Source organism: Aeromonas ichthyocola (genome assembly GCF_046087985.1).
GTDB lineage: Bacteria > Pseudomonadota > Gammaproteobacteria > Enterobacterales > Aeromonadaceae > Aeromonas > Aeromonas rivipollensis.
This window is the reverse complement of record NZ_JBJSWH010000001.1, coordinates 400,625-422,911: the sequence shown is the minus strand read 5'-3', so window position 1 is coordinate 422,911 and position 22,287 is coordinate 400,625. Positions and strand designations below refer to the sequence as shown.

19 protein-coding genes and 3 pseudogenes are annotated in these 22,287 nt (G+C 60.5%); 13 read left to right on the top strand and 9 right to left on the bottom strand.

The genetic code is table 11. The features are described from left to right. Positions 1 to 130: 130 nt before the first annotated feature. Positions 131 to 1,979, bottom strand: a pseudogene (locus ACF2JD_RS01900) (DUF3413 domain-containing protein). A gap of 43 nt (positions 1,980 to 2,022) precedes the next feature. After that, entirely contained in the window at positions 2,023 to 2,250 is a 228-nt protein-coding gene (locus ACF2JD_RS01895; protein WP_011705556.1) for a YejL family protein, read from the bottom strand. Between the two features lie 73 nt (positions 2,251 to 2,323). Here ACF2JD_RS01895 and yejK point away from each other — a divergent pair, with 73 nt between their 5' ends. From yejK to ACF2JD_RS01870, 5 genes are all read left to right on the top strand, one after another. Beyond that, positions 2,324 to 3,373, top strand: a complete 1,050-nt coding sequence (yejK, locus tag ACF2JD_RS01890; protein WP_163157045.1) for a nucleoid-associated protein YejK — start codon at positions 2,324 to 2,326, stop codon at positions 3,371 to 3,373. A 396-nt stretch (positions 3,374 to 3,769) separates the two neighbouring features. Next, on the top strand, positions 3,770 to 4,951 hold the full coding sequence (gene malE, locus ACF2JD_RS01885; RefSeq protein WP_106887277.1) for a maltose/maltodextrin ABC transporter substrate-binding protein MalE: 1,182 nt from the start codon (positions 3,770 to 3,772) through the stop codon (positions 4,949 to 4,951). Positions 4,952 to 5,022: 71 nt separating this feature from the next. After that, positions 5,023 to 6,675 (top strand): maltose ABC transporter permease MalF, encoded by a 1,653-nt coding sequence (gene malF, locus ACF2JD_RS01880; RefSeq protein ID WP_106887276.1) that lies wholly within the window; start codon positions 5,023 to 5,025, stop codon positions 6,673 to 6,675. Positions 6,676 to 6,687: 12 nt separating this feature from the next. Further along, positions 6,688 to 7,578 carry a maltose ABC transporter permease MalG gene (malG, locus tag ACF2JD_RS01875; protein ID WP_025326477.1) on the top strand — a complete coding sequence of 297 codons (891 nt, stop codon included), beginning with the start codon at positions 6,688 to 6,690 and terminating at the stop codon, positions 7,576 to 7,578. A gap of 162 nt (positions 7,579 to 7,740) precedes the next feature. Beyond that, positions 7,741 to 8,877, top strand: coding sequence for an ABC transporter ATP-binding protein (locus ACF2JD_RS01870; RefSeq protein ID WP_111912768.1), 1,137 nt, complete (start codon positions 7,741 to 7,743; stop codon positions 8,875 to 8,877). 114 nt (positions 8,878 to 8,991) lie between these two features. On the opposite strand, the gene ppk2 is transcribed toward ACF2JD_RS01870, so the two are convergent. After that, positions 8,992 to 9,801 carry a polyphosphate kinase 2 gene (gene ppk2, locus ACF2JD_RS01865; RefSeq protein WP_106887274.1) on the bottom strand — a complete coding sequence of 270 codons (810 nt, stop codon included), beginning with the start codon at positions 9,799 to 9,801 and terminating at the stop codon, positions 8,992 to 8,994. Positions 9,802 to 10,051: 250 nt separating this feature from the next. Here ppk2 and ACF2JD_RS01860 point away from each other — a divergent pair. After that, a pseudogene (locus tag ACF2JD_RS01860) lies at positions 10,052 to 10,851 on the top strand (alpha/beta fold hydrolase). Between the two features lie 100 nt (positions 10,852 to 10,951). Here ACF2JD_RS01860 and ACF2JD_RS01855 read toward each other — a convergent pair. The 3 genes and pseudogenes from ACF2JD_RS01855 to ACF2JD_RS01845 all read right to left on the bottom strand — a co-directional run bounded on the left by ACF2JD_RS01855 (position 10,952) and on the right by ACF2JD_RS01845 (position 13,125). Beyond that, positions 10,952 to 11,671, bottom strand: coding sequence for a MipA/OmpV family protein (locus tag ACF2JD_RS01855; RefSeq protein WP_440986643.1), 720 nt, complete (start codon positions 11,669 to 11,671; stop codon positions 10,952 to 10,954). 120 nt (positions 11,672 to 11,791) lie between these two features. Next, positions 11,792 to 12,864, bottom strand: a pseudogene (locus ACF2JD_RS01850) (AI-2E family transporter). A gap of 15 nt (positions 12,865 to 12,879) precedes the next feature. After that, positions 12,880 to 13,125, bottom strand: coding sequence for a sulfurtransferase TusA family protein (locus ACF2JD_RS01845; RefSeq protein ID WP_440986642.1), 246 nt, complete (start codon positions 13,123 to 13,125; stop codon positions 12,880 to 12,882). A gap of 121 nt (positions 13,126 to 13,246) precedes the next feature. On the opposite strand from ACF2JD_RS01845, the gene bepA reads away from it, so the two are divergent. Further along, positions 13,247 to 14,701: a beta-barrel assembly-enhancing protease gene (gene bepA / locus ACF2JD_RS01840; RefSeq protein ID WP_353852474.1), complete on the top strand. Its 1,455-nt coding sequence runs from the start codon at positions 13,247 to 13,249 to the stop codon at positions 14,699 to 14,701. 69 nt (positions 14,702 to 14,770) lie between these two features. On the opposite strand, the gene ACF2JD_RS01835 is transcribed toward bepA, so the two are convergent. Further along, positions 14,771 to 15,265: a TlpA family protein disulfide reductase gene (locus tag ACF2JD_RS01835; RefSeq protein ID WP_168235397.1), complete on the bottom strand. Its 495-nt coding sequence runs from the start codon at positions 15,263 to 15,265 to the stop codon at positions 14,771 to 14,773. Between the two features lie 58 nt (positions 15,266 to 15,323). Here ACF2JD_RS01835 and arsC point away from each other — a divergent pair, with 58 nt between their 5' ends. Both arsC and ACF2JD_RS01825 read left to right on the top strand, forming a co-directional pair. Then, the gene (arsC, locus tag ACF2JD_RS01830) at positions 15,324 to 15,674 is read left to right on the top strand and encodes an arsenate reductase (glutaredoxin) (protein WP_139746228.1); all 351 of its coding nucleotides are present in this window, start codon (positions 15,324 to 15,326) and stop codon (positions 15,672 to 15,674) included. After that, positions 15,671 to 16,054: a DUF2069 domain-containing protein gene (locus ACF2JD_RS01825; protein WP_111912780.1), complete on the top strand. Its 384-nt coding sequence runs from the start codon at positions 15,671 to 15,673 to the stop codon at positions 16,052 to 16,054. The genes arsC and ACF2JD_RS01825 overlap by 4 nt, the downstream gene beginning before the upstream one ends. A 34-nt stretch (positions 16,055 to 16,088) precedes the next feature. Here the strand turns inward: ACF2JD_RS01825 and ACF2JD_RS01820 are convergent, their stop codons facing one another. After that, complete coding sequence (locus ACF2JD_RS01820; RefSeq protein ID WP_168235396.1) at positions 16,089 to 16,709, bottom strand: acyl carrier protein phosphodiesterase; 621 nt, start codon at positions 16,707 to 16,709, stop codon at positions 16,089 to 16,091. Positions 16,710 to 17,148: 439 nt separating this feature from the next. Between ACF2JD_RS01820 and ACF2JD_RS01815 the strand changes: the two genes are divergently transcribed. Both ACF2JD_RS01815 and iadA read left to right on the top strand, forming a co-directional pair. Beyond that, positions 17,149 to 17,931: a lysine/arginine/ornithine ABC transporter substrate-binding protein gene (locus ACF2JD_RS01815; protein ID WP_440986641.1), complete on the top strand. Its 783-nt coding sequence runs from the start codon at positions 17,149 to 17,151 to the stop codon at positions 17,929 to 17,931. A gap of 66 nt (positions 17,932 to 17,997) precedes the next feature. Continuing rightward, positions 17,998 to 19,128 (top strand): beta-aspartyl-peptidase, encoded by a 1,131-nt coding sequence (gene iadA / locus ACF2JD_RS01810; RefSeq protein ID WP_440986640.1) that lies wholly within the window; start codon positions 17,998 to 18,000, stop codon positions 19,126 to 19,128. 78 nt (positions 19,129 to 19,206) lie between these two features. Here the strand turns inward: iadA and ACF2JD_RS01805 are convergent, their stop codons facing one another. After that, the gene (locus ACF2JD_RS01805; RefSeq protein ID WP_106887262.1) at positions 19,207 to 20,109 is read right to left on the bottom strand and encodes a lysine exporter LysO family protein; all 903 of its coding nucleotides are present in this window, start codon (positions 20,107 to 20,109) and stop codon (positions 19,207 to 19,209) included. Between the two features lie 531 nt (positions 20,110 to 20,640). Between ACF2JD_RS01805 and ACF2JD_RS01800 the strand changes: the two genes are divergently transcribed. Both ACF2JD_RS01800 and ACF2JD_RS01795 read left to right on the top strand, forming a co-directional pair. Continuing rightward, positions 20,641 to 21,411, top strand: coding sequence for an ABC transporter ATP-binding protein (locus ACF2JD_RS01800; RefSeq protein ID WP_025326493.1), 771 nt, complete (start codon positions 20,641 to 20,643; stop codon positions 21,409 to 21,411). Between the two features lie 65 nt (positions 21,412 to 21,476). After that, positions 21,477 to 22,250: an ABC transporter substrate-binding protein gene (locus ACF2JD_RS01795; protein ID WP_042649367.1), complete on the top strand. Its 774-nt coding sequence runs from the start codon at positions 21,477 to 21,479 to the stop codon at positions 22,248 to 22,250. Positions 22,251 to 22,287: the final 37 nt, after the last annotated feature.

Genomic DNA, 22,287 nt, shown 5'->3' with positions numbered 1-22,287 from the left:
GAGTCAGTAGTTGCAGGGCATACGTTTGCGAATGGCACTGGCCGGTGGAGGGGAAGAGGGCGTCCCGACTGGATCTCGAGACAATAAAAAGCCCGCCGAGAAGGCGGGCTGATTGGATCCATCAGAGCACCTAGGGGGTGCGATAGAAGCGGTTGAGTTCGTTCATCACCTGGATCATGGCGCCCATATCCGGGGTGCCGTGCTTGATGGGGCGATAGGTGTTGCGATCCAGCAGCTCGAAGTCACCCTGTTTGTTGAACTGGGTGATGGTGTTGTCCTGATAGATGGCAAAGTCATTCTGATCGCCGGCCAGCAGCCAGGTGCGCGGGCTGGTGTCAAACAGGCTGCGCCCCGTGCTGTAGTCGCGAGGGGGGTTGCGTACCCCCAGCATGCCCTTCATCAGGGTCGGCACCAGATCCAGGTGGCTGCTTGCCTGCTCCTGTGGCTGGCTCTCGACCCCGGGCCAGGCGAGCACCAGGGGAACCTGCACCTGATAGGGGGAGTAGTTGCTGCCATAGCCCCAGCTGTTGCTCTGGGTTTCGTTGAACTCCTGGCCGTGATTGGAGGTGATGACGACTATGGTCTGTTCGCTCAGCCCCTGCTGCTGCAGCTGGGAGAGCATCTGCTCCAGCAGCTGATCGGTGTAGAACACCGAGTTCTTGTAGCGATTCTCCAGCTTTTGCAGGTTCTCGGGTCTATAGGCGGTGGCCGGGTTGAACCGGGTCAGCTCGGGCTGGAAGGGGCCCTTGAGGCTGGCGGGCACCTGATAATCGCCCGGGCTCGAGAGATAGACCAGAGAGAACCAGGGTCTGTCCGCGGTGCGGGTGCCAAGCCACTGCTGCCAGTCGCCGATGAGGCGAGTGTCATCACTCTGGCGGGAGACAAACACCTGCTTGCGCAGGCCGGCGAGCAGGCTCTGCTGATATTGCTTGGCGTCTTCCAGCGCACCGAACAGGCCGAACTGGTAGTCCTGGCGCAGCATCTCGTCGAACAGCACCGGCGGGCGCTTGTCGGCACGGATGTCGCCATAGTAGTGGCCGGGGCAACCCGTAGAAGAGGCCGAACATCCCCATGGCGTCATCGTTGCCGCCACTCATGTGGCGTCTGTAGTTGAGGTGCTGATCCGCATAGCGCTGCAGATTGGGCATGTTGATGTTGTTGAGCATGTCGGCCCGCAGGGAGTCGACCACCACCACCAGCAGGTTCTTGTGCTCGCTCGGCGCACTCACGCTGAGGGGGCGCAGGGGATAGAGCAGACGATGCTCGGCGCTGCCCTGGTTCTCGGCCTTCTTCTCATACTGCTCGAGATCGAGCCAGCCATGCTTGGCCAGGAAGCTTCGGGCTGTCATGGGGTAGGAGAGCGGGAAGTTGGCGCGCTGCATGGTGATGGGCTGATACAGGGTCGCATCGGCCCAGCTGTTGACCAGGTGAGTCAGCATGAAGCAGACCAGCAGGGCCAGCCCTACCTGATTGCCGTACTGGCGGCGTTTACGCTTGTTGATCTTGCGCCACACATAGGCCGACAGCAGCAGTTGCAGCAGGAAGATGGTGGGCACGGCGACGAAGATGATGCTCCAGATAGAGCCCTCTTCGGTCTGGGCCTGATCCAGCAGCAGTTGCCACACCTGACCATTCAAGTGGAACTTGAACAGCTGGAAGACCTGGGTGTCGATGAGCAGCAGCACCTGCGCCAGGGTGGCGATGATGGCCGAAATGAAGCGCAGTGGCTTCTCCCTGGGCAGCACGAAGCTCAAGGGGAAGACGGTCAGCAGATAGGTGACGAAGCTCAGGAACGAGAAATGACCTATCCAGCTGATGATGAGATAGGTGACCCCGAGCGTGGTCGATGGCCAGCTGATGGAACCCAGATAGCGGGTCGCGATCAGCATGGCCAGGATGATGTTGAAGAAGGAGAACCAATGCCCCCAGGTGATCAGGCGAGAGACGTTATCACGATAGGGGTTGCCGGTTTCGACCATAATGATCCATCTGCTTGAAAAACATCAAAGAATGCGAAGAAACTCAGTGAGCATCGTGGCGATGATCCACCGAGGCGGTGAGCGCCTGGATGTACTTCTCGGTGATCGCCTGACGCTGGGCCGGGGCCATACCGTTGATGATGTTGGTGGTCAGGTTGCCAAGCACCATGAGACTGAGATCCACCGGCGCCTTGTGTTTCTCCAGGGCGGTGATCAGGTCGTTCATCAGGGCGTCAAACTGCTCGTTATTGTACTTTGATACGATGGGCATAATCTTGGGTTCATCTCGGTTCAAAGCGCCTTATAATACTTCACCCTTTCGGCTAACACTATGGCTTTGTGACATGAGTCTCGATATCGACAAGATCATTCTTCACTCCCTGCGCGCCGGCAATGACGGTCAGCCGCACGCCGATACCCGCAGTCAGACTCTGCCTGCCGACGAGGCGGTGCAAGGGCTGATGGCAGAACTGCATCGCATCTACAACGGCAAGGGTGGCAAGGGCTTCGGTTTCTTTGCCGACCCGGAAGCCGCCGTCGCCGAGCTGGCAGAAGGTGAAGAGGCTCCCAAGCAGCCGTCTCCGGCCTTTCGCATCGCCCTCGAACAGCTGCTTGGCGAGCAGACCGAATTCGTCCCCTTCTCTATCACCCTGACCCAGATGCTGGTCAAGCAGCTGGTGGAGCATGCCCTGGACGAGCAGGGCGTGCTGCTGATTGCCAAATACAACTATGTCGGGGTCGATTATCTGATGATTGCCCTGCTGGAGGGCAAGGAGAGCGTCACCGTCAGCGAGGCGCTGGACCTGCGTCACATCCATTACCTGGATATCGGCAAACTCAACCTGGTGGCCCGCATCGATCTGACCGAATGGAAAACGCAAGCAGATTCTCGCCGTTATATCACCTTCAGCAAGGGGCGGGTCGGTCGCAAGCTGGGGGACTTTTTCATGGATTTGCTGGGTGCCCGCGAGGGCATGGATGCCAAGGTACAAAATAAAGGCTTGCTGCAGGCGGTGGACGATTACTGCGACAGCCGCCAGCTCGAACCCGCGGAGCGCAATGATTACAAGAAGCAGGTCTTCAAATATTGCACCGAGCAGGCGAGCGCCGGTGAAGAGATCGAAATCAAGGAGCTGTCGGCGGAATTGCCTGGCGATGGCGATCTCGATTTTTACAGCTTCATCGGTCAGGAATATGAGCTGGAAGATCGCTTCCCGGCCGATCGCTCCACCCTGCGCGGTCTGACCAAGTTTGTCGGCTCGGGTGGCGGCCTGACCCTCAGCTTCGAGCAGAAATTGCTGAACAGTCGGGTCTTCTACGATCCCCAGACCGACACCCTGACCATACGTGGCGTGCCGCCCAACCTCAAGGATCAGCTGCTGCGCCAGTCATAATGTGATCCAGTCACCATTTCTGGCAAAAAGGCACCGGAGTTCGCTCCGGTGCCTTTTTATTTAAGGGGGAGATGAACCTGGAATCCGGCTTGGTACTTTTGTTAACACATTAAACAAAATAATGGAGTTGAAAGGGTTTTCAATGGGGTGAAACCCCTTTCAATGGTGTAAATTTATTTCTTTTTGGTAATTAATTTTCCATGCAAGGCCAAAAATATGGCGATAAATCCCGATAAGTCGCTGAAATAAGAAAATGTTTTCATAACTTTCTGGAAGAAAATACGTAATTGCATTTCAAAAATGCGAGGCGTGTCATGTGAGGCGTTGCAGGCTTGGGATAATATTCATCTCGCACACAATGCTCTTACAGCGCGGAACTAATACAAGGAAAGGCTCATGAAAAAGAAATTGCTGTCATCCCTGATCGGTCTGGCTACCCTGGGTGTGGCTTGTTCAGCCACTGCTGCGATTGACGAAGGTCAGCTGACCATCTGGATCAACGGTGACAAGGGCTACAACGGCCTGGCCGAAGTAGGCAAGAAGTTTGAAGCCGAGACCGGCATCAAGGTGACCGTCGCGCACCCGGACCAGGTAGAAGTGAAGTTCCAGCAAGCCGCCGCCACCGGCAACGGCCCGGACATCTTCTTCTGGGCTCACGACCGTTACGGTGAGTGGGTCAAGGCCGGTCTGCTGGTGCCAGTGACGCCGAACGCCGCCACCAAGGCCAAGTTCGAGCAGTTCGCCTGGGACGCCATGGCAGTCGATGGCAAGACCTATGGCTACCCGGTCGCGGTCGAAGCCGTCAGCCTGATTTACAACAAGGATCTGTTGCCCAACCCGCCCAAGACCTTCGAAGAGATCGCCAAGATCGACGAAGAGCTGAAGAAGAGTGGCAAGCGCGCCATCATGTGGGCCTATGACACCCCCTACTTCAGCTACCCCCTGGTGGCTGCCAACGGTGGTTACGCCTTCAAGAAGACCGCTACCGGTTATGACGTGAAAGACACCGGCGTGAACAACGCAGGCGCCAAGGCCGGTGTGGGCTACATCTCCGAGATGATCAAGTCCGGTCACCTGGAGAAGGGCATCGACTACGGTGTGATGGATGCCAAGTTCAACAAGGGCGAAGTGGCCATGATGATCAATGGCCCCTGGGCCTGGAGCAACCTGGACAAGAGCGGCATCAAGTACGGCGTAGCGCCGCTGCCGACCCTGAACGGCAAGCCGGCCAAAGCCTTCGTTGGCGTATTGGGTGCCACCATCAACGCCGCCAGCCCGAACAAGGATCTGGCCATCGAGTTCCTGGAAAACTACCTGCTGACCGACGCCGGTCTGGCACCGGTGAACGCCGACAAACCGCTGGGCGCCGTGGCACTGAAGTCCTTCCAGAAGACTCTGGAATCCGATGCCAACATCAAGGCCACCATGCAGAACGCCCAGAATGGCGAGCCGATGCCGTCCGTGCCTGAGATGAGCCGTTTCTGGTCTTCCTTCGAAACAGCCCTCAAGAACGTCACCTCTGGCCGTCAGAGCGTTGACGAAGCCCTGGATACCGCTGCCAAGCGCATCGTCCAGTAAGCTAGCACCAGGGAGGCCTTCGGGCCTCCCACTCTCTCCAATCTCTCTTGGCGCAATAAAGGTTAATTGGCATGGAAGTTGTACCTTCTATCGAATCCTATGCCGGTCCGAAGAAAGACAAGTACGTCTGGCTGAAGTGGACCATGGCGGCACTGATTGCAGTGCTTAATGGTTATGCGGCCGTGATGATGTATGCCAGCGGCGAGTGGGTGTTTGCCCTGCTCGATCTGGTGGTCGTTTCTGTCGGTCTCTATGTCTTCATGAACAAGAAGACCTATGCCCACCGCTATATCTTCCCCGGTGTGGCAGGCATGGTTGTTTTTATCATCTTCCCTCTTGCCTACACGATCGGCATCGCCTTCACCAACTACTCGGGTGCCAACCTGCTCTCTCTCGAGCAGGCACGGGATTTCCATCTGAAAAAAATCTATAAGGTGACTGGCGGTGAATTCGATTTCACCCTCCTGGGTGGTGAGAACAATCAGTTTCAGCTGCTGCTGCAACAGGACGACCAATCCTTTATCAGTCAACCCCTTACCCTGCTGAACAACAAGGCGCGTACCCTGGCCGTCCGTGAAGGACGGGTCCGTGACGAGCCACAGGTTGTTCAGCTGCAACCCCTGAACGGGGAAGCGCTCGACCAGGCGGCACCCATACGTGCCATCGTCGATCACCGCACTCACCTGAGTGCCCTGGATCTGGTACTGCCGGATGGCAACATCCACCTGACCCTGAGCAGCCTGCGCAAGTTTGCGGCGCAAAAGCCGCTCTATACCCAGCTGGTTGACGGGGCCGTGCTCAAGTCCGGTGTCGTTATCAAGGACGGCAACCTGCTGCGGGACAACCAGAACGGCGAGCTGATGCTGCCCAACGGCGATACCGGCTTCTATCAGTACATAGATGCTGACGGTCACTTCGTCGGCAAGGGCATGGCCCCTGGCTTCGTGGTGAGCGTGGGCTGGAAGAACTTCGTCCGCATCATGACAGACCCGGGTATCCAGGGTCCCTTCATGCAGATCTTCGTCTGGACGGTGATCTTCTCCGCCTGCTCCGTGGCCTTCACCCTGGCCATCGGCATGGTGATGGCGTGCCTGGTGCAGTGGGAGCAACTCAGGGGGCGCGGTTTCTACCGGGTCATGCTGATCCTGCCCTATGCGATACCGGCGTTCATCTCCATCCTGGTGTTCAAGGGCTTGTTCAACCAGAACTTCGGCGAGATCAACCTGTTCCTGGAAGCGGCGTTCGGCATCAAGCCGGACTGGTACACCACCCCCTTCCTGGCCAAGGTGATGATCCTCATCGTCAACACCTGGCTCGGCTACCCCTACATGATGATCCTCTGCATGGGCCTGCTCAAGGCCATCCCGGAAGATCTCTATGAGGCGTCCGCCATGGACGGTGCGGGTCCGGTACAGAACTTCTTCAAGATCACAGTGCCGCTCCTGATGAAGCCGCTGACCCCCCTGTTGATTGCATCCTTTGCCTTCAACTTCAACAACTTCGTGCTTATCCAGTTGTTGACCAACGGGGCGCCGGACATCATAGGGGCCAGTACCCCGGCCGGGACCACGGATCTGCTGGTGAACTACACCTACCGGATCGCGTTCCAGGGCTCGGGTGGTCAGGACTACGGTCTGGCCAGTGCCATCGCCACCGCCATCTTCCTGATCGTCGGCGCGCTTGCACTGCTCAACCTGAAATTGTCCAAAGCGGACAAGCTGTAAGGAGGCTTCTCAATGGCTATCGTACAACCCAAATCAGTGAAATACCGGGTGTGGGCAACCCACCTGGTCATGTGGGGCTTCCTGGCGCTGATCATCTTCCCGGTGATCATGGTTATCGCCATCTCGTTCCGTAACGGCAACTTCTCGGTGGGGGAGATAATCCCCTCCAACCCGACCCTGGATCACTGGAAACTGGCGCTTGGCATGTCCATCACCAACGCCGATGGCAGCATAACGCCACCGCCGTTCCCTGTGCTGACCTGGCTGTGGAACTCCATCAAGATCGCGGGCATCACGGCCCTGATGATAGTGGTGCTCTCCACCACCTGTGCCTATGCGTTTGCCCGTCTGCGGTTCCGTGGCAAGCAGACCATATTGCAGGGGATGCTGATCTTCCAGATGTTCCCGGCGGTGCTGGCGCTGGTGGCCATCTATGCGTTGTTCAACAAGATTGGCGACTACATCCCCTGGCTGGGTCTGAACACCCACGGCGGTTTGATCCTGGCCTACATGGGCGGCATAGCGCTGCACGTCTGGACCATCAAGGGCTACTTCGAGACCATAGACTCTTCCCTGGAAGAGGCGGCGGCCATCGATGGGGCGACCCCCTGGCAGGCATTCAGGTTGATCCTGCTGCCCCTGTCGGTGCCCATACTGGCGGTGGTCTTCATTCTGGCCTTCATCGGCTCCATCACCGAGGTGCCCGTGGCCTCCATCCTGCTGCAGGATGTGAACAACCTGACCCTGGCGGTCGGTGCCCAGCAATACCTCTATCCGCAGAACTATCTGTGGGGTGACTTCGCCGCAGCCGCCGTGCTGTCCGGCCTGCCCATCACAGTGGTGTTCCTGATGGCGCAGCGCTGGTTGGTCGGTGGCCTCACCGCGGGCGGTGTGAAAGGTTAAGTGGCGCCACGCAGCCAGCACCAAAGTGTTCCTGATGGTCAATCACAGGGCTGGTTAGTTGGTGGTCTCACCGCAGGCGGTGTGAAAGGTTAAGGTTTTAATGGCCGGGGGAGTGCTCCCCCGACTATCACGATTTGCACAGATTTCAGAGCGGAGCTCGTCATGGCTGAAGTAGTACTCAACAACGTTCGCAAAAACTACGATCCGGCTGTCCACAAGGACACGCTGCGCAACATCAACCTGGCCATCAAGGAAGGGGAGTTCATCGTCTTCGTCGGCCCGTCCGGTTGTGGCAAGTCCACCCTGCTGCGGATGATCGCAGGGCTGGAGGACATCACCAGCGGTGAGCTGACCATAGGCGGTCGTTACATGAACGACGTGCCGCCGGTGGAGCGCAACGTGGGCATGGTGTTCCAGTCCTACGCCCTCTACCCGCACATGAACATCTACGAGAACATGGCCTTCGGCCTCAAGCTCAAGAAGATGGACAAGGAGAACATCCACAAGCGGGTGATGCGTGCCGCCGAGATCCTTGGCCTCGAACCCCTGCTGGACAGAAAGCCCAAGGCCCTCTCCGGCGGTCAGCGCCAGCGGGTGGCCATAGGTCGCTCCATCGTACAGCAACCCCAGGTGTTCCTGTTTGACGAACCCTTGTCCAACCTGGATGCGGCCCTGCGGGTCAAGATGCGCATCGAGATCGCCAAGCTGCACAAGGAGCTCAACTCCACCATCATCTACGTGACCCACGATCAGGTGGAGGCCATGACCCTGGCCAACCGCATCGTGGTGCTGAGCCCGCTCAAGGGCGAGGCGACCACCAACCTGGAGCAGTTCGGCACGCCGCTCGAGCTCTACCACAACCCGGACAACAAGTTCGTGGCGGGCTTCATCGGCTCACCCAAGATGAACTTCCTGGCGGGGGAGCTGCTGGAGATAGGCGAGCAGGAGTGCGTGGTCAAGCTGACTTCCGGCGACACAGTGCGTGCCCGGGTCGATGCCCGCAGTGGCGCCGTCGGTGACAAGGTGGAGCTGGGCATTCGTCCCGAGCACCTGGTGCCGCTGGATCACGCCCACGCCGACAGCAAGGTGAGCGGCATAGTCCAGGTGGCAGAGCACCTGGGGGCAGAGTCCTTTGTCTACATGGACGTGGATGGCCACGACTTCACCGTCAAGGCCAGCTCGGATGTGGACGTGGCCACGGGTCAGGAGTACAGCGTCGGCATTCCGGCCGAGGCCTGCTACCTGTTCGATGTCAAGGAGCAGGCGTTCCCCCGTACCGCCAGATATATCCGCACCTGATGGTGTTGTTGTGCAGGTTTCCATAGTATTCAATGCCTTTTTGCCGGTCGAATGACCGGCTTTTTATTGCCTGCCCTGTGGGAAACCGGGCAGGCGGGGTGCCGGGGTGAAGGCTTAGAGCTCGGCGGTGATGTCGGGTACGAAGTTCTGGCTGGCCAGGGGCGGGCGCTCATAGCCCTCTGTCTTGATGGGGGGCAGCTTGATGGGCTCGTAGTGGATCGCCTCGTAGGGCACCTTGCCGAGCAGGTGGGCGATGCAGTTGAGGCGGGCACGGCGCTTGTCGTCGGCATCGACCACGAACCAGGGGCTGTCCTCGGTATCCGTGTAGGTGAACATGTCATCCTTGGCGCGGGAGTACTCCACCCAGCGGGAGCGGGACTGCAAGTCCATGGGGCTGAATTTCCAGCGCTTGATGGGGGTGTTGATGCGCTCCTTGAAGCGCTTCTCCTGCTCTTCATCACTGACCGAGAACCAGTACTTGATGAGGGTGATGCCCGAGCGAGTCAGCATCCGCTCGAACTCGGGGCAGGCACGGAGAAACTCGCGGTATTCGGCGTCGGTGCAAAAGCCCATTACCCGCTCCACCCCGGCCCTGTTGTACCAGGAGCGATCGAACAGCACCATCTCGCCCGCCGAGGGCAGGTGGGCGGCATAGCGCTGGAAGTACCACTGGGTGCGCTCCCTGTCCGAGGGGGCGGGCAGGGCGGTGACCCGGCAGACCCGGGGGTTGAGGGGCTCGGTGATCGCCTTGATGACGCCCCCCTTGCCGGCGGCATCGCGCCCCTCGAACAGCACCACCACCTTGAGCCCCTCCTGCTTGACCCACTCCTGCAGCTTGACCAGCTCCTCCTGCAGATGAGTGAGGTGGTGTTCATAGGTCTTCTTGTCCAGGCGCGGGCGTTTCTTGCTCTTTTCCTTCGGCATGATCTTCTCCTGTTTGAGTCCTTTCTGGGGTGACTCTTTGAGTCACTTCCAGCTTGCACCAGGGAGGCGCCACTGCCAAGGGGCGTGTTACACTGCCGCCCCATGAACAGCAGAAACAGAAAAAACATCAAGCCAATTATGGCGATTTACACTGCCGCCTTATCAGCCGCTGGCAATAGCAAAAACATCAAGCCCTTTATGGCGATTTGCACTGCCGTCTCATCAACGGCAGCTGGCAACAGGAGATAACATGAAGCATTTTATGGAGATAGCGGGCCGCCGCATGGCCTATCTGGACGAGGGGCAGGGCCCTGTGCTGCTCTTTGGCCACAGCTACCTGTGGGACAGTGCCATGTGGGCGCCACAAGTCGAGGCGCTCAAGGGCCAGTACCGCTGCATAGTGCCCGAGCTCTGGGGCCACGGGGATTCCGACCCCGTGCCGGAAGGCCCCTGCTCCCTTGAGACCCTGGCCCGGCATCACCTGGCACTGCTCGATGCCCTCGGCATCGAGGAGTGTGTGCTGGTGGGCCTCTCCATCGGCGGCATGTGGGGCGTGGAGCTGGCAGGATGGCACCAGCCGCCTCAAGGGCCTGGTGCTGATGGACAGCTTCGTCGGCCTCGGAACCGCAGATCACCTGCGAGCGCTACCTCGGCATGCTGGCGATGATCGAGCAGCTCGGCACCGTGCCGGCCCCCATCATCGAACAGGTGGCGCCGCTCTTCTTTGCCCATGAGCCGGATGCCGACTTGATGGCGGATTTCAAGGCGCGTCTGGCCGCCTGGCCAGCGGACAAGGTGGCCGCCATGGTGGCGGTGGGCCGCAGCTTTGTGACCCGCGAAGATCGCATCGAGTGGCTGGAAGAGATCACCACTCCCGCGCTGGTGATGACCGGCTGCGAGGACAAGGCGCGCCCGGTGCTGGAGGGCTATCTGATGGCCGAGGTGCTGGGTTGCCCGTTCAGGGAGATCCCGGCGGCTGGCCACATCTCGTCGCTGGAAAATCCCGCCTTCATCAATCAGCAGCTGACCGAGTTTCTGGCGGCGTTGTAAGCCTGAATTGGCTGCAGGCTGTACGACAGCTTGATGGTCGTGAAAGGGAGCCGAGGGCTCCCTTTTGTTTGTTCGTGTCTCACGGTTCGATTCATAACTGTTACCAGATATAGCCCAGCGCAAAACCGGCATAGAGCTCGCCGTCGTGCTGGACGATGGGGCTGTTTTTGATGTCCCGATCATACAATTCGTAGTTCATGGCAAACATGCCAATCCAGTTGGGGCTGAAGCGGTAGCTGGTGATGAGGCCGCCATGGGGAGAGGGTGGTGCCCGTATCCCAGGCGGGCGCTGGGCGGTGGCCTCGCTCCCGGAGATGCCGCCGAAGTAGTAGTTGGCCATCTTGTCGCTGCGCAGCATCAGCCCCATGCCGGGCATGATCAGCAGGTTGTCGCGCAGGATGGGGAAGTCGGCCCACAGCAGCAGCTCCTGTCCCTTGCTGCGGCCGGTGACATCGCTGTTGGCACGCACGGTCAGCAGGGCGTAGGGGGTGATGATGTTGCCACCGATCCCGCCTTCCAGCTGCCATTTTCGCTGCTCCATGCCGCTGAAGGCGGGGGAGTCCTCGGGATCCAGATTGCCAAAACGGACCCGGCCATAGCCGTAGAGGGCGACGTTCTCATCCTTGTGGAAGTAGTAGCGGGCCCGATCTCCCAGAAACATAAAGTCGTCGCCGAAGTAGATAAAGCCCGGGATGGCGTAGAGGGCGTTGTCCTGCGCTTCATAGCGGGCCTGTCCCCCGATGAGCGCCGCACCGGCGACAAAGCCCTTGTGGCACCGGGCTGGTAGGGCTGTCGCTGGTGAGCAGAACCATGGAGCCAAGATCGATATCGGCACGCGCTGGCATGGCGGCAGCGAGGAGCAGGGCCGTTAGCCCTGCCGCTCTGATTTGACGGAAAAATATCATGGACACTCCGTTGTCACGATTGCAGGGGAAGCAGGTTATTTCGCGGCACTGGGCATTTCGTCCCGCTTGGGCCAGGCGTTGAGCACAGCTTTCACCAGGGTCGCCAGGGGAATGGCGAAGAAGACTCCCCAGAATCCCCAGAGCCCGCCAAACACCAGCACGGCGATGATGATGGCCACAGGGTGCAGGTTGACCGCCTCGGAGAAGAGCAGGGGCACCAGCAGGTTGCCGTCCAGCGCCTGAATGACCAGATAGGCCACCATCAGCCAGGCGAAGTCCGGGGTCAGCCCCCACTGGAACAGGGCCACCATGGCGACGGGCACAGTCACCGCCACCGCCCCTATGTAGGGGATGAGCACGGAGAAGCCGACCGCCACCGCCAGCAGCACCGAGTAGCGCAGCCCCATCAGGGCGAAGGGGATGTAGGTCGCCACCCCGACGATGAGGATCTCGATCACCTTGCCGCGGATGTAGTTGATGATCTGATCGTTCATCTCCACCCAGACCCGGTTGACCAGGGTGCGATTGCGGGGCAGGAAGCGGCGCAGGCCGCCCATCAGCACCTGCTTGTCCTTGAGCATGAAGAACACCATCAGGGGCACCAGGATGGCGTAGATGAGGATGGCCACCACGTTGATGAGGGAGCTGAGGGAGGCGCTCACCAGATGCTCGCCGCCACTGAGGATGCGTTGGCGGATGTTGTCGATGATGGTCTCCACCAGGGTGACGTCGATGAGCTCGGGGTATTTGTCAGGCAGGGTGCGCACATAATCCTGAGCATGGGTCAGCATGGCCGGCGCCTCTTTGGCCAGATTGATCCCCTGACTGACCAGCGTCGGGATAAGACCCAGCAAGGAGGCCATCACTGCTACCGCAATAAAGAGCAGCAGAATGACGCTGGTGGCCAGGGTGCGCGACAGCCCCGCTTTTTGCAGCCGGCTTACCGGCCACTCCAGCAGATAGGCCATCACCAGCGCCACCAGCAGGGGGGCCAGCAGATCGCCAAACAGCCAGAGCACGGCAAGCAGAACACCAGCAGCAGGAAAAGGGTGACGGCATCGGGGTCGGAGAAACGGGTCTGATACCAGCGCTTGAATACTTCTAACATGACGACATCCTTTGGTTACTGGGGCTTGCCGTGGTGCTTTGCCCCGACAACCAACTGCAAAGAGAGGGTATTTGTCCGGCTTCTTGCTGCAACGTGACAGGCATGACCCTGGCGTTGCAGATAGGCCGGAATATCCTGCCGGGAGCCCGCATCGGCCAGCCGGATGGACAGGGATTGACCGGCGTTGGCCTGACGCAACCAGAGCTTGAGCCGGATCAGCGGCTCGGGACAGCGCCAGGGGGTCAGGTCGAGATATTCCATGGGGGCTCCATCACGCAGATGGCCGCTATTATGGCCGTGATAAGAGCATGAAACAACGCTTGTAGCCCTTGATGGGCAAGGGTATTCTGCCGAGGCCCTTTCTGATGGAGATAGAGATACTGTGGCCCGTTTTTCCCCCTTGATGGCATCGCTTCCCCTGCTGATATCCCTGATGAGCGCGACCTTTCAGGCTCAGGCGAACAACCAGCTGCCCGACATCGGCACCGCCGGGGTTGCCGCCCTGCCCATCGAGCAGGAAGTGCGCTATGGCAATGCCTTCATGCGGTTTGCCCGGGCGGGCTTGCCCATCATCGATGATCCCGTGCTGAGCGAATACATCGACGATCTGGGTCAGCGCCTGCTCACCAATGCCGACGGGGTGCGTTTCCCCTTTACTTTCTTCCTCATCAATGATCCCAGCATCAACGCGGCCGCCTTCCTCGGCGGGCGGGTCAAGGTCCACACCGGCCTCTTCCTCTACGCCGACAACGAGAGCGAGCTGGCCTCGGTGCTGGCTCATGAAATCACCCACGTGACCCAGCGCCACATAGCCCGCTACATGGAGGCGCAGGCGAGCAGCTCGGCCATGACCCTGGCCGGTCTGGTGGGCTCCATTGCGCTGGCGGTGATCAACCCCACCGCAGGTATAGCCGCGCTGCAGACCACCCTCGGGCTCTCCATGCAGTCGGCCATCAACTATACCCGGGACAACGAATACGAAGCGGACCGCATCGGCATGAAGACGCTCTATGACGCCGGCTTCGATCCCATGGGCATGGCCAGCTTCTTCCAGAAACTGGCGGCGGAGTACCGTTACGCCAGCAAGCCGCCCGAGATGCTGCTGACTCACCCCCTGCCGGAGACCCGGATCAGCGAAGCCCGCGCCCGCGCCAACAGCTATGGCCGCCGCGCCTTGCCCCCCAGCCTCGATTTCTGGCTGGCCAAGGTGCGCATCCAGGTGCGTTATGGCACAGAGAGCCCCCAGGCGCTGCTCACCTACTTCGACAGCCGCCTGCAGAAGGGGGACTACCCCCTCAAAGACGCCGCCACCTATGGCAAGGCGCTGGCCCTGCTGCAGCTCAAGCGCACCGACGAGGCCGATACCCTGATGCAGAGTCTGGCCGCCCGCCATCCGGAAGATCTCTTCGTGGTGGATGCCCTGACCGACATCGATCTCGCCAAGGGGCGCAGCGCCCAGGCCATCGCCCGGCTGGAGCGCTTCCGCACCCGGATGCCGGACAACGAGGTGGTAGTGGTCAACCTCGGCAACGCCTATCTGGAGGCGGGCAACTACAAGAAGTCCATCGCCATCCTGGATCCTTACGCCCGGGAGCACGACGAGAACAGCCTGGCCTGGAGCCTGCTGTCGGATGCCTATCGCAAGGCGGGAAGGATGACGGACTTGCACATGGCGCGGGCGGAGACCCTCTCCCTGCGCGGTGACTACCAGGCGGCCATCGACGAGCTGATCGTGGCCCGTGGCACCACCAGCGACAAGCTGACCCTGGCCCGCATAGAGGCGCGCATCACCCAGCTGGAGCGGGCGAAGAAGGATCTGGACAGCCTGAAGGGCTAGTCCGGCTGACCACGCCTGCATGCAACGGGGTGCACCAGAGATGGTGCACCCCGTGTCGTCATGGGGCCATCAGGGCCGTGCCGAGGAAGCTTGTGTGGCGGCCCAGGCCCGGAGGGCGGCGAGCTTGTGCTCATCGAGCTCCCCCACCAGGGTCTTTTGCAACTGCCCCTTGTCATCGAGCAGGTAGCTGGTGGGCAGTGCGCCAGGCCTTGGGAAGGGGAGGCTGGCCTCATCGAAGGGGACCATCAGGGGCACGGCTATCTGATAGCGGCGGGCCAGCTCGGCCAGCTCGCCGGGGGAGGCGGGATCATAGTTGATGGCGATCACCCCTATCTGCCCCTCCCGGTGCAGCGTTGCGAGCAGGGGCATCTCCCGCAGGCAGGGGGCGCACCAGGGGGCGAAGTAGTTGACCAGCAGCGGCTTGCCCGTCAGGGCGCTAAGGCTGAGTTTTTTGCCCGCCCCGTCGATGAACTGGGGGGCCGGCGTGCAGGCGCCCAGCAGGGCGGCCACAATCAGCCAACATATTCGTTTCATTTCCACAGCCCTCCCGCTTACCCTGCCCATCCGTTTCCCCTACAATAGCGCCATTTGTTGTCCCATCTTGCAATATCAGGGAGTTACCATGAGCGAGACCCAAATCTATCACAACCCGCGCTGCTCCAAGAGCCGTGAAACCCTGGCCTTGCTGGAACAGCACGGGGTAGCCCCCGAGGTGGTGCTCTATCTGGAACAGGCGCCGAGCGAGGATGATATCCGCACCCTGCTGGGCCAGCTGGGCTTTGCCGATCCGCGCCAGCTGATGCGCACCAAGGAAGATCTCTACAAGGAGCTGGGGCTGGCTGATGTGAACGGCGATGCCCTCATTCGCGCCATGCACCAGCATCCCAAGCTCATCGAGCGCCCCATCGTCATCAAGAATGGTCAGGCCCGCATCGGCCGCCCGCCCGAGCTGGTGCTGGAGATCCTCAAGTGAGCACCCGCTTCGCCCGTCTGCTGACCCTGGTCGGCTTCTTCGGCCTGCTGGCCTGGGTCATCCTCTGGCATCTGTGGCTCTCGCCCCACCCGGATCTCAACCCCTGGTTGCTGCCGGTGATCTGGACTGTGCCGCTGCTGTTCCCCCTGAAGGGCATAGTGCAGGGTAACCCCTACACCCACGCCTGGGGCAACTTCGTGCTGATGCCCTACTTCCTCCACGCCCTGACCCTGATCACCACGGATGAAGGGGAGCGGTGGCTGGCGGTGGTGGAGTTGGTGTTCACCACCCTGGCCTTCGTCGGCACCATCTATTACGCCCGCCAGCGCGGCCGTGAGCTTGGCCTCAGCATCCGCAAGAAAAAGGATGAAGTGCAGTAATACCTCCCTCTCAACGCCCCGCTCGGGGCGTTTTTTATTGTCTTGAACCGGCCTCGCCCTGGCCCGCGCGGTAGTGGGTGAGTTGCCCCTCACTAAAGCGCATCACCTCGGGATAGAAGCGCAGAAACCCCAGCTCACAGTCGCGCCAGCGGCCCTCATCCAGGGTATGGAGCGCCTCCCCCAGCAGCAGGGGACGACGCAGGCGCCGGCCTATGCCGTTGAGGGCCTGACCCAGTCCCTCCCGGCGTCCGTAGGAGGCGATCCAGTCCTGCTCGGCCATCCGTTTGAGGGCCATGGGCAGCCCCTCCGGCAGGCGGGCGTGATCCGCCAGCAGCTGGCCATAGCTCTGCTGCAGGAAGCGGGGCAGGGGATCCTGACTGAATTGTTGCCAGTGGTGGCTCAGCCAGTGGTCGTAGAGCATGTCCACCAGGATGCCGCCAAAGCGGCGCCAGGGTGCCTCGAAGCAGGCGACCGCCGCCCTGTGCTCGGGGTGGGCATCGGTGAAGGCATCTATCTTGCGGTGCAGCCAGATCCCCTCATCGAAGGGGGCCGCGAGGCCACTGGGCAGTGGCCCCTTGACGAAGTCCCCCAGCAGGTTGCCGGTGAGGGAGCTTCGGGTGTGGGCCGCCAGATGGAGGTGCGCCAGGTAGTTCATGGGATCAGGGTCGTTGGCAGGTCGATGACAAGGTGCTCAGAGCCTAGAGGATCCTGGTTCTGTTGGCCATGGTCAGGATTTTGCGATGGCCCTGCAAGCCCCTCTTGCAGGGCAAATTTGGGGCGTGCTAAGGTGGCTTTCATCTTTGTCACAGGACGCGACAAACCATCATGATGCGCAAAGCCAGAGGTTTCTTTCTGGCCTTCTACTTCAAGCCTTTCTACCTCTCCGAGTGGTTCGACGAATAGATCGAGGCCCCGGAGCAGCTCATTGACGCCCGTCGATCATTGATACCCGCCGATCATTGATATCTGTCGATCATTGATACCCATGGGGGCGTGATCTCGCTCATCCGCGTTTTGCCGTTTGTTGGCCATCGCTTGCCCAGGCTTGCGATGCCTTGACCGCGCCTGTGCGCTTTCTATGTAATGGAGTACTCATGATGAATACCAAACTGACCCTGTCAGCCCTCTTTGCTGCCTGCCTGCTCACCACCCCCGTCATGGCCAAGGAGTGGAAAACCGTGCGCTTCGGTGTGGAGGGCGCCTATCCCCCCTTCTCCTGGACCGATGCGTCGGGGGAGATCAAGGGCTTTGACATCGATCTCGCCAATGCCCTGTGCCAGCAGATGGCCGTCAAGTGCGGGCTGGTGGCGCAGGATTGGGACGGCATGATCCCGGCCCTGTTGTCGCGCAAATACGACGGGATCATCGCAGCCATGTCGATCACCGACGAGCGGCGCAAGAAGGTGGATTTCACCGCGAAATATGCCCATATTCCCAACCGCTTCGTGGCGGCCAAGGGCACAACGCTGGAGCTGACCCCGGCGGGGATGGCAGGCAAGCGCATAGGTGTGCAGCGTGCCACCACCCACGACAAGTACCTGACGGATAACTTTGGCTCCGATGTCACCATAGTGCGCTACGGCAATGCCGATGAGGCCTATCTCGATCTGAAGGCGGGCCGGGTGCTGGCCTTGCTGGCCGACGCCTCGGCCATCGATCAGGGGCTGCTCAGCAAGGCGGGCGGGGACAAGTTCGAGTATGTGGGGCCGGCCCTGACCGATCGCCAGTGGTTTGGTGACGGCATGGGAATTGCGGTACGCAAGGGCGATCAGGATCTCAAGGCCAAGCTGGACGAGGCGATCAAGACCCTGCGGGCCAATGGCAAGTATCAGGAGATCAACCAGAAGTACTTCAAGTACGATATTTATGGTGGTTGATGGGGGGGAGGGAGCTTGCTCCCTCTCTTTTTTCGCAGCAAGTGGTGATGAAACAAGGAGATGCCCATGTTGACCCTGATCGAGGGTGCGGAAATTCATAGCCCGGCCCCGCTCGGCCAGCAGGATCTGCTGGTGGCCGACGGCCGCATCGCCTGGCTGGGCAAGGGGCTGACTGTCCCTGCAAATTGGCCGTTGACTCGGGTCGATGGTCGCGGTCGCTACCTGGTGCCCGGACTGGTGGATCCCCTGGCCCATATCACCGGCGGCGGTGGGGAGGGCGGCTTTGCCTTTCGCACCCCTGAACTGGCCGCTGGGGAGGCCCTGGCGGCGGGTGTCACCACCCTGGTGGCGGCGCTCGGCACCGATAGCCTGACCCGCACCCCGGCCCAGGTGCTCGGCAAGGTGCGCGAGTTTCGCGCCGCCGGGGTGAGCGCTTACATGTATACCGGCTCCTATCACCTGCCGGTCAAGACCCTCACCGGCAGGGTGGAGTCGGACATCATGCTGATCCCCGAGGTGCTGGGGGTGGGGGAGCTGGCCATCAGCGATCACAGATCCAGTGCGCCGACTCATGACGAGCTGGCACGGCTGGTGAGCGAGGCGCGGGTGGCCGGGCTGCTTGCGGGCAAGAGCGGGGTCAGCTTCTTCCACGTCGGGGACGGCCGCGGGGCCCTGGCACCGCTGCGGGCCCTGCGCGATGGCACCGACATTCCCCTGCGCCAGCTCTATCCCACCCACTGCAACCGCAACCCCTGGCTCTTTGCCGAGGCCATCGACTGGGGCAGGGCGGGGGGCTGGATAGATCTCACCACCTCGAGCTTCCCCGAGCTGCTGGACGATGGCGAGCAACTGGCGGCAGAGGCGCTGGTGGCACTGCTGGCGGCCGGGGTGCCTGCCGATCGCATCAGCTTCAGCTCGGATGCCAACGCCAGCTTGCCGCGATTTGACGGCGAGGGGCGCCTTGTGGAGATGCGCTGCGGCCAGATTGCCAGCCTGTGGCAGGAGTGCGTTCGTGCCTGCGCCCTCGGGGTGTCGCTCGAGGTCGCCCTGGGGGTGGTCACGGTCAATCCGGCGCGGGCCCTGGGGTTGGCGGGCAAGGGGGTGATAGGGGTGGGGCAGGATGCGGATCTGCTGCTGATAGCGCCGGGGAGCCTCGCCATCGAGAGGGTGATGAGCGGTGGTCAATGGCGAACCTGAGCCAGTGTGCGCCCGTCAGTAAACGAAAAGCCCGGCACTGCTGCCGGGCTTTTTTCCGCCTGAGTAGTCGCGCCAGGCTCAGATAGCGAGGAAGCCCAGGATCAGGATGGGGCCGAGCAGGCTCAGGATAAAGCCCGAGACGATGGCCACCGGCACCACCTGGATGCCGCCGGATTTCTGGATGACCGGCAGGGTGAAGTCGAGCGCGGTGGCGCCGCCATAGCCGATGGCGGCGGAGGGGTGGCGACGCATCAGCACCGGAATGATGAGGATGGCGATGAGTTCGCGCCCCAGATCGTTGATGAAGGCGGCGGAGCCGAGCACGGGCCCCAGCTTGTCGGCCACCAGTATGCCCGACAGCGAATACCAGCCGAAGCTGGAGGCGAGCGCCAGGGCGTGGCTAGAGGGCATCCCCAGCAACTGGGCCGCCAGCAGGCTGCCGAGCCAGCTGCTGAGGATGACGGTGGCGGCTATCTTCATGCCCCAGGGGTTGAGCAGGATCTGGCGCAGCCGCATGCCGGAGTTGCGCATCTGGATGCCGATGAGCAGCAGCAACAGCATCAGGGCCCACTCGCTCCACTTGTCGATGGGCAGGGCGCGCAAGTCCACCAGTAGCCCCAGCAGCACGCCGCCGAGCACCACGAAGCAGAGCTGGAGGGACTCCCACAACAGATGCAGCTTGCTCGGCATCTTGGCGTCGCTCGCCTCATGGGTGGGGGGGCTGCGCCTGTCCAGCCACCAGAGTGCCAGCAGGTTGCAGGCGGTGATGGCGGCCAGCATCACCCCGGCCACCTTGAAGATCACCGCCAGGTTGCTGCCGAGGTTCTCCACATAGGCCAGCCCCAGCCCCATCAGGAACAGGATGAGGTAGACCATCTTGCCCAGCGACTGATTGATCAGCTTGATGAGCCGGGTGGAGGAGAGGGGGACAAGATAGCCAATCACCAGCGGCAGCAGGATCAGCAACACATTCAGCAACATTGGGGCCTCGGTCACAAAACTGGGAAAACGACACATTACCACTACTTATTGGCCAAGAGTCATAAATCCATGAGTTTGTATGCTTCATTCGACCCTTTTTTTATCGGTTTGTTACTTTTGCATGGCGAGGCCGCCTTCCCAGAGCCCTCTGGTCTCGGGTCGTCATCGTCAATAAAATCAATTCCATTTCGAAAAAAGTGCGTTTTGTTCGGCCGAGGCGGGGTGAATAAAGTGACTCTGAATGGCTTCTGACTGAAATGGCTGAATCTTCTTGCTACTGGTGCGTTCCGGGTATAAAAAGGCGGTATCTCAGAGATGGCGCAAAGCGGATTTTATGCAGACAAAGTGCTGAAAAATACCGCCAAGGCCAATAAAAATACAGATAAACCACTAAATACCTCGGTTCTGTATTGTTTTTTAACTACCTGAATGATATTTTCGCTGAAGGTTGCCATCGGTTAACTTTTTGTTAAATCTGCGATGGTGGAGTCACGCCGTAGCGGCGTCTAGGGACAGACAAGGTTGTAATGGATGAGCGACGTTGCCGCACTGGAAGTTCGTGAACTGCACAAGTATTTTGGCACCCACGAAGTGCTCAAGGGCATCGATATGACGGCCCGCAAGGGGGATGTTATCTCCCTGATCGGCTCCTCGGGTTCGGGGAAGTCGACCTTTCTACGCTGTATCAATCTGCTGGAAACCCCCTCTTCCGGCACGGTCTCACTCCATGGCGAGCTGATCCGCATGAAGAGCAATCGGGCCGGTGAACGCCTGCCCGAGGACATGCGTCAGGTGGAGCGCATTCGCAGCCGTCTGGCCATGGTGTTTCAAAGCTTCAACCTCTGGTCGCACATGACCATAATGCAGAACATCATCGAAGTCCCCATCCAGGTGCTCAAGGTGCCCCGTGCCGAGGCCATCGCCAAGGCGGAGCAACTGCTCAACCGGGTGGGCCTGTGGGAGCGGCGCGACTACTACCCCGGTCACCTCTCCGGCGGCCAGCAGCAGCGGGCCGCCATCGCCCGTGCCCTGGCGGTCGAGCCCGAGGTGATGCTGTTCGATGAACCCACTTCGGCGCTCGATCCCGAGCTGGTGGGCGAGGTGCTCGGCCTGATGCGCGAGCTGGCCGAAGAGGGGCGCACCATGCTGGTGGTCACCCACGAGATGTCGTTCGCCCGTGACGTCTCCAACAAGGTGATGTTCCTCCACCAGGGGCGGGTGGAGGAGGAGGGCAACCCCAAGGAGATCTTCGCCCATCCCAAGTCGGAGCGATTCAAACAATTCATCTCTTCCATCTATTGATGGGGGAGCGGTATGTTCAATATTCTGCGTTTTCAACGATCGACGTGTTTATCAAGGAGAGATACATGAACAAGCTGATGCTGGCGACTGCCGTGATGACGGCCCTGTGTTCCGGTAGCCTGATGGCCAAGGAGTGGAAAGAGGTACGGATCGGGGTGGAAGGTGCCTATCCTCCCTTCTCCTGGACCGAGCCGAGCGGCGAGGTGAAAGGCTTTGATATCGACATCGCCAACGCCCTGTGTGAAGAGATGAAGGTGAAGTGCACCCTGGTCAAGCAGGACTGGGACGGCATCATTCCGGCGCTGCTGTCACGCAAGTATGACGCCATCATCGCCACCATGGACATCACCGAAGAGCGCAAGAAGAAGGTGGACTTCACCCAGAAGTACCAGCACATTCCGGCCCGCTTCGCCGCCAAGAAAGGCACCGAGGTGCAGCTCGACAAGGCCTTCATGGATGGCAAAACCATAGCCGTGCAGCGCGCCACCTCCATGGACACCTACATCACCGACAACTTCCCCAACGCCACCATCAAGCGCTACGGCACCGCAGACGAGGCTTATCTCGATCTGAAATCCGGCCGGGTTGACTATGTGATGGCCGACTCCGCCGCCATCAGCGACGGTCTGCTGAAGAAAGAGGGTGGCGATGCCTTCGAATTCGTCGGCCCGAAACTGACCGATCCCAAGTGGTTTGGCGAGGGTGCCGGCATAGCGGTACGCAAGGCTGACAAGGATCTGAAAGAGAAATTCAATGCCGCCATCCTGGCCCTGCGCGCCAACGGCAAGTACAAGGAAATCAACGACAAGTACTTCGACTTCGACGTTTACGGCGAGTAACCCCCAGGCGCGCTACCCCGGGTAGCCGCCGAAGGGA